Here is a 7,024-nt window from a genome sequence, read left to right as displayed (position 1 = left end):
GGTGAACCCCATACAAAATCTCACGTCAAATCCTTTGTTACTTTTTGGAGGTCTTGCTGAGCAATGTTACGACCAGAATTCAACGCTTGGGAAGAGAGAATCTTTTGCGGCTTATCTGAAGAGCTCATAATATCGCTGTCGTGAAAGCAAACACGATTCGGGACGTACTCCTCTATTTCAGGAAATCGAAACTCGCGTTGATTACAGGAAGCAGCCGAAAAATTAATTTGGCGCTCTTATAAGATCTTTTTGGAGCAAGGTACGGGATAAAACACTCGTTTACGAAAAAAGGATGTCTATCGCAACCTTCCTTCCTGAACCAAACACTTCCGATGCAGTTCTCATAAATGAACCTTTCAAACGGTAACCAATAGGACAAGTCGCCTCTTAATATTGAAGTTAGAAACCTAAAATGACAATCATCCTCTGTACTTTTTCTGTAACCCTGCTATCATTTAAATAAAACCACTGAAAGGAAGAGGTTGTGGGATATAAGGCGATACTATTTTTATTGACCCTAGTATTTTGTCTCTTTATCGACGTTTATGGGAAGGAGGTTCAGATGAAGATTTCAAGTACAGCCTTCGGACACAACGGACAGATACCGAAGAAATACACCTGTGACGGCAGTGATGTCAACCCGCCGCTAAAGTTTGAAGAGATTCCTGCTAATGCAAGATCACTTGCCCTCATAGTTGATGACCCGGATGCCCCAATGGGCACATGGGTACATTGGGTTGTTTGGAACATAGACCCGAAGACCTCGGAGATAAAAGAAAACTCTGTCCCCAAGGGATCAATGCAGGGTACGAATGATTTCAGGAAACACGACTACGGAGGTCCATGCCCGCCCTCTGGAACACATCGATATTTCTTCAAACTATATGCACTTGATATGACCCTGAATATCGGCGCCAGTGTCGGGAAGACTGCCCTTGAATCATCAATGAAAGGGCATATTCTTGCAGAAGCACAATTAATAGGGCTCTATGAAAGAAGCAGGTGAACGAAGCAAATTCTTTTAACTTTTCAGATCGAAGCAGAACAACTGTTCTTCCTGTAACAAACGCAGCCCAGACTTGATCGAATGATGCGCAGTAGAAATGGAATTAGACAGTTTTCTGGATAATATACCGATAGAAGTACTTACGCAGTCAGAAAACTATGTTTGTGATAAAAGCAAACAGAAATGAAGTGTGCAAGGTTATCCCTATCACAGCCCACCGTAGAGCCTCCCGAATGCCCGCGCGAGCATCACGGCCATCAAGAGGGCTCCGGCCCCGGCCAGGAGGACGTGCCGCCAGCGCCGCAGCTCGAAGGTTCCCACCTTGCAGATGAGCAAGTAGCCGATGACGAGGTTGGCGAAGCCCCAAAGCACGTTTACCATCGCGGGCGACTGCCCCTCCCCCGGTGGATGAGCAAACGGGCTGGGGAACGAATGCCCTGACACTCCGCTTACGAAGTGGGGCACCGCGTTTGCGAGAAACGCCCCACCGAAGAAATAGGCAATGTAGTAGTACCAGCGCATGCGCCCTCCGTCCGATCAGTGCCAGATTTTCAAAACAACAAATATAATTATGCCGCCCAATATCATACCCGGAATAAGAAAAGACATGATCATTGCAAAGGCGCCCTTCGGATTTCCCAGATTGAACGTCCATCCGAGTACTGGATTTCTCTTGGGGACTATCCACCTCGAATCACGTTTTGAAAAATAGAATCCCAGCGATGTCCAGTTATCCTGGTTTTCCCATTCCGGCCTATTAATCTCGTCCCTGCCTGGCATAATTCGTTATCATATTACACAAATGCGCCGTATCTTACAAGAGATCACTTCCTTCCTGTTCTCCGCGCCTTTAGAATTTGATGTAATCCTGCATAGTATGAGTGGCAATAAACACTCCAAGTGTAATACTCAGGAGGATAATACGGTAATAATTCATTTCCTCTTGATTTAGCTTCCTTTCTTCTTCCCAAGATGTGGCGAATAGGATATTATTTCTTTCAAGGAATCAGAAAATACCCACAAGGTTAGTTATTATTGGAATTGAGAAAAAATGAAGGAATATAGGTCAGGCCGTACTTCAATGTGATCGTGAGCCACCAGAGCGTGACCGAGACGGAATAGACGGCATCGAGTGGGAAGCAGGAGCAGGCCTGTAAGCTGGCGCAGCGTGGCCGCCCCTACTGGTTGTATGATGTTCAACTTCGTGACGATGTTCATCGCCGCGAAACGGCGCCACGTGGTAGCTAGGTCCCCAACCACCGTATTCGATAACAGAGGGTTCATAGTAAGTCACCCCAACGTCTCCGCCGTCGTAGTAATCGTATCCTCCCTCAGTTAAGATGCAGCCGGACAGCAGGACTGTCAAGGTCAAGACCACGAAGGCGAGCCCTAACCAGCGTAAGAGTAAGATATTCACTTGGGCACCTCTTTACTCTCAGTATTCGGCCATTCAAGCAATCCAAAGCATGCCCCCAAAGGGTCGGCGACCACTGCAACCTTGCCGCCGTGGCGATCAATCCGCGGCGCGACCACCACGCGGCCACCGAGTGCCACGACCTTTTCAGCCATCTTGACCGCATCTTCAACGCGTACGTAATTGAGCCAGTGGGGATGGGCATTGGGCCTATTTGCGGGCAGCGTATTTACGCTCGCACGAGCATAGTTATCGGATGAGAGCAAGAGATGTTGGGCACCCTCGCTAGGAGGCAACTCGAAGACTTCGTAGTCGAATAGCTTCTGATAAAAGGCAGCATCAGTGTCCGGATCGCTTGTGATCAACGAGGACCAAATCCATTCTCCGGGTGCGACCAGAACATCGGACGGATCACCGCTACTGGAAGAGAGGACCGCAAAAACGGCTCCCTGCGGATCCGCGAAGACTGCTTCACGGCCGCGATCAGGTATGCTATGCGGCTCGAACAACACCTTCGCACCATTTTGCAAAGCAATCTTTTTAGCTCCGTCGACATCGCCCACAGCAAAGAAGCTCAGCCACCTTGGCTGTCGATGCTCGCCCGCCGGTACTTTCTTGTGAACCAGTCCTGCAACAGGACGACCATCGAGTAATGCCTCTGCGTACTCTATCCTACCGGCCTGAATGTCGCGAAATGTCCAACCAAACAGTCCCGTATAGAACTGTTTGGCAGCGGCGAGGTCCGGTGTCACCAGTTCAACAAATATAACTTTGCCGGCGTGATGCTCTTGGCTGGCGGGCTCAACAATCGCTGGCAGTTGGATCGGTGCGGCCATGACCGGCACAGCACACGCAACGCCGAGAAGTACGGCGAGCAACCCATGCCTAAGAATCTGATAATAATATTTCATATCGTCCATTAATGCCACCCATTTTGATTATATAATAGAAAAAAATGATGTCAAGTTTTTAGAGAGAACTTTACTGATTATAAGCTGTACTTAAGGGGTGTGGCTTTATCCGTATTCCTTCTCGAAATCTTGATTGTTGCAATTAATTGAATAGCGTTGAGTAGTCAGTACTCGATAGAAACGGGGTGCGTGTTACGGGTAAAAGCCTGCTCAAAAAGCAAGAACTTTATTGTTTCCCGGTCGAAAAAGTAACAATTTATTTCTTGGGTTTTTTCCTGATCTCTATAAATCAAGAGGTTAGGTTGTCATTTTGTCGAAACTTAATTGTCTGCGTATAATAAGAACAACAAACTAATTGCCGGAGGGGTGAGATTCGAACTCTGAGAGGATCTTGGAACGTATTGACTTTACATGCTTATTTGAGCAGTTTCTTGACTTGGAGACACTTTGGGGACAGATGCCTGATTGTTTGTCTTCACGAAGACAGACTCACATTCAATGAGAATTAAACCTTTCACTTGGTCTCAGTGTCTATATATGTGACTTTAATAACTATCTAAAACAAACGGAAGTGGAGGATTTATGAGAAAGATTGTTGTAGCACTTATCGTTGCAAGTCTTCTATCTCTAACATCCGTAGCACCAGTGTTTGCCGGCGGATGGGGAGGAGGGTACTATGGAAGAGGTGGTGGATGCAATCCTTTGTGGCCAATCACTGCTGCTCTGACCATTCCCGCGGCCATTATCGGAACCGTAGTCAATCTTGCAGCCACAGTGCCACCAGCATACGGTTATGCTGCACCGCAAGTACCTGTAACATACTACGCTCCTGGAGCATACTATGCGCCAAGAGTATACACTGCACCGGCAAGATACTATGCACCTAGGGTATATGTAAGGCCTGCGTACTATGCGCCAAAGGCATATATAACACATGGACACTATACGCCGAGAGAGTACTATCGGTGAATGGCTAAAGGCCATCTAGGAGTGGTTAATAACTATGTCGGTACGATCGAGGCATCTTCCGGTGGTGACCGGAACCGGACCATGCGCTTTCTACGGTATAGATTTACACCAGAAAGAAAGATTAAATTATAAAGTGGCATGAAATGAGGAGTTGAGCCTATGAATAAAGGCAAAACAAAGAGCTTTCTGTTTACACTCTTGGCATGCCTTTCCCTCACACTTGCTATAGGCACGGCAAGGGACTCGTCAGCGGCATACTTGCTAACGGAGCAAGAACTTGATGACCTCCTTGCTCCCGTCGCGCTCTATCCGGATCCTTTGCTAGCTCAGATGTTGCCAGCCTCGACGTACCCGGAAGAGGTTGCCGATGCGGCAGACTGGCTGAGAAGTGGCGGAGACCCATCACGCATTGATGAAGAAAATTGGGATGAAAACGTCCGGGCAATTACTCACTACCCGGAGGTTCTTTATATGATGGCTGATAACATGGATTGGACTTCGGCCGTTGGTGATGCATTTCTGAACCAGCCGAAAGATGTAACAAATTCAATCCAGCGTCTGAGGTGGCGAGCGCAAAACCTGGGTAATTTGAATAGTAATGATCAACAGACTGTTACTACCGAGGGAAACGACATTCAGATCGTTCCTGCCCAACCTCAATATATATATGTCCCTCAGTACGATCCTTCAGTCGTATATGTTCAAGGATGGAGTCCGGGCATTCCCCCTTTTGCTACCTTTGGTCTTGGGTTGCTGATCGGAAGCTGGCTGGACTTGGACTTTGACTGGGGTCGTCATCACGTGTTCTATCACGGATGGAACCGCCCGGGTTGGGTCAATAATGCAAGGCCCTATGTTCACGTAAAGAATGTTTATGTCCAAAGGAGCAGGCCGTACATCAATCAGACATGGAGGCATGACCCGTCACACGGTGATCCAGGCAAGTATTGGGCGTCAAGACCAGTTGGGACTCCTAGTGGCAGGTATCCTCACACCACTGAAGTCCGCGGAAGGGGTTCACCGCTGACTGGACCTGCGCGAAACGCGTTCGCCCCAAAAACCAATGTCCAGCAATTTACCATACGCGGCAAAGACAGTCGTCGCACTGCTGGTCCACAACCGGTGCGTCAGACTCCTGTTGTCAGCCCGCGTCCAGCAGTTCAGGCACCTGTTGTCAGTCCACGTCCGGCAGTTCAAGCCCCTGCTGTTTTTGGTGGATACAGGGGACCCAATGAAGTCAAAACGCAGAGCATGCGTGGTCAAACTAGCCGCCAAAGTAATGTGGGAGTTTACGTTCCATCAACTCCAGTAAAAAGGGGCAACGTTCCAACAGGTGGCGGTGCGTCCAGCAGCGGCAAACGCCGTAATTGAGGTAGGGCGTCTTATAGAGCTTCCTACTAGGAACATGACTGAATGAGGAAAGGAAGGATATTATGAAGACCAGTTTAAATGACTCCATATTTGATTCGGTAAAGAGGATGGTTTTTGTCTCTGCGCTCTTGGCAGTGACAGCCTTAGCCATTATGTGGATCTTGCCAGACACTGGGGAAGCGTCTCAGCGATATTTTACCTCGCCAGAAGATGCTCTGAAGGCCTTGGTTGAAGCTGTAAAGTCAAACGACGCGGCTGCACTGGATCAGATATTCGGACCTGCCAGAAAAGAGCTTATCTCTGATGACGAGGTGCAGCACGCTGCCGCCCTTGAGTCACTTGCGAAGCATTTGGCGGAAAGGACTGACCTTGTCAAAGAGAATGAATCAACGGTTATCCTTCACGTAGGTAATGAAAAGTGGCCCTTTCCAATTCCGATTGTTAAAAAAGACGGCCAGTGGCTTTTTGATACTGAAGCAGGTAAGGAAGAAATTCTAAACCGTCGTATTGGGGAAAATGAACTCACCGCCATACTGGTCTGCCGTTCGTACGTGAAGGCGCAGCGAGAGTATGCACTAAAGGACTGGGAGGATACTGGAGTGCTGGCCTATGCACAGAAGTTACGAAGCGATCCTGGCAGAAAGAATGGTCTTTTCTGGAGGACAAAGCCAGGAGAAGAGGTAAGTCCCCTCGGGGAACTCGTCGCTCAAGCTTGGAAGGAAGGATATAAGAGGGAAAAAGCAGCTTTCAGACAAGAGTCAACGCCGTTTCACGGTTATTATTTTAGAATCCTAACGAGACAGGGGGAAAATGCACCAGGGGGAAAATACAATTACGTTATTAATGGCAATATGGTTGCAGGTTTTGCCATGGTCGCATTTCCCTCAAACTGGAACAGGTCAGGTGTTATGACCTTTGTTGTCAATCAACAGGGGAAAGTCTATCAGAAGAACCTTGGACCGGAGACAACTAAGATCGCTCAAGAGATGAAATTGTATGATCCTGATAGAACCTGGACTCTCGTTAAGGAATGATAACCCTTTACCAATTAACAATGATGGGAAAAATGGAGGGGCAGAACAGAAGTCCTCGCGTGTTATCGGTGTTGAGCTGATGGTAAGCGGTATCAATTACTAAACATAACTTTCATCTGTCAGATTCTCGCCGACCAATCGTTTCCCAGACTAACCTCCTTTCTATAGTAGAGATGCTCTGTGTGGTGTTCAGGAAGTGCACCACACGACTGTGACCATCTGACTCCTAACTTAAATCTGGTGACCCTGAAAACATCCCTCGGACAGCCTAGCCATGTCTGGCTGGTAAAGAGAATGTGCTGGCATTTTTCTCATTCAT

The 7,024-nt window shown here is 47.9% G+C and carries 7 protein-coding genes; 4 read left to right on the top strand and 3 right to left on the bottom strand.

All coding sequences use genetic code 11. The features are described 5' to 3' along the window. Positions 1-562: 562 nt before the first annotated feature. A complete protein-coding gene (locus VMT62_10495; protein HVN96850.1) occupies positions 563-1,006 on the top strand; it encodes a YbhB/YbcL family Raf kinase inhibitor-like protein in 444 nt (147 codons plus the stop codon). 207 nt (positions 1,007-1,213) lie between these two features. Here the strand turns inward: VMT62_10495 and VMT62_10490 are convergent, their stop codons facing one another. The 3 genes from VMT62_10490 to VMT62_10480 all read right to left on the bottom strand — a co-directional run bounded on the left by VMT62_10490 (position 1,214) and on the right by VMT62_10480 (position 3,340). After that, positions 1,214-1,528: a hypothetical protein gene (locus tag VMT62_10490; GenBank protein HVN96849.1), complete on the bottom strand. Its 315-nt coding sequence runs from the start codon at positions 1,526-1,528 to the stop codon at positions 1,214-1,216. Between the two features lie 15 nt (positions 1,529-1,543). Beyond that, positions 1,544-1,786: a hypothetical protein gene (locus VMT62_10485; GenBank protein ID HVN96848.1), complete on the bottom strand. Its 243-nt coding sequence runs from the start codon at positions 1,784-1,786 to the stop codon at positions 1,544-1,546. Between the two features lie 633 nt (positions 1,787-2,419). Further along, positions 2,420-3,340: a VOC family protein gene (locus tag VMT62_10480; GenBank protein HVN96847.1), complete on the bottom strand. Its 921-nt coding sequence runs from the start codon at positions 3,338-3,340 to the stop codon at positions 2,420-2,422. A gap of 573 nt (positions 3,341-3,913) precedes the next feature. Between VMT62_10480 and VMT62_10475 the strand changes: the two genes are divergently transcribed. From VMT62_10475 to VMT62_10465, 3 genes are all read left to right on the top strand, one after another. After that, entirely contained in the window at positions 3,914-4,300 is a 387-nt protein-coding gene (locus VMT62_10475) for a hypothetical protein (protein HVN96846.1), read from the top strand. Positions 4,301-4,459: 159 nt separating this feature from the next. Then, positions 4,460-5,671 (top strand): DUF3300 domain-containing protein, encoded by a 1,212-nt coding sequence (locus tag VMT62_10470; GenBank protein ID HVN96845.1) that lies wholly within the window; start codon positions 4,460-4,462, stop codon positions 5,669-5,671. A gap of 62 nt (positions 5,672-5,733) precedes the next feature. Further along, positions 5,734-6,705 (top strand): DUF2950 domain-containing protein, encoded by a 972-nt coding sequence (locus tag VMT62_10465; protein HVN96844.1) that lies wholly within the window; start codon positions 5,734-5,736, stop codon positions 6,703-6,705. Positions 6,706-7,024 lie beyond the last annotated feature (319 nt).

This window comes from Syntrophorhabdaceae bacterium (assembly GCA_035541755.1).
Classification (GTDB): Bacteria; Desulfobacterota; Syntrophorhabdia; order Syntrophorhabdales; family Syntrophorhabdaceae; genus PNOF01.
The sequence above is the reverse complement of the archived record's forward strand: the minus strand, read 5'-3'. Positions and strand labels throughout refer to the sequence as shown.

Bases quoted from the DNA above. Each gene is read 5' to 3' on its own strand.
- VMT62_10495 (HVN96850.1), top strand. From the start codon at position 563: ATGAAGATTTCAAGTACAGCCTTCGGACACAACGGACAGATACCGAAG.
- VMT62_10480 (HVN96847.1), bottom strand. From the start codon at position 3,340: ATGGACGATATGAAATATTATTATCAGATTCTTAGGCATGGGTTGCTC.
- VMT62_10475 (HVN96846.1), top strand. From the start codon at position 3,914: ATGAGAAAGATTGTTGTAGCACTTATCGTTGCAAGTCTTCTATCTCTA.
- VMT62_10465 (HVN96844.1), top strand. From the start codon at position 5,734: ATGAAGACCAGTTTAAATGACTCCATATTTGATTCGGTAAAGAGGATG.
- VMT62_10490 (HVN96849.1), bottom strand. From the start codon at position 1,528: ATGCGCTGGTACTACTACATTGCCTATTTCTTCGGTGGGGCGTTTCTC.
- VMT62_10485 (HVN96848.1), bottom strand. From the start codon at position 1,786: ATGCCAGGCAGGGACGAGATTAATAGGCCGGAATGGGAAAACCAGGAT.
- VMT62_10470 (HVN96845.1), top strand. From the start codon at position 4,460: ATGAATAAAGGCAAAACAAAGAGCTTTCTGTTTACACTCTTGGCATGC.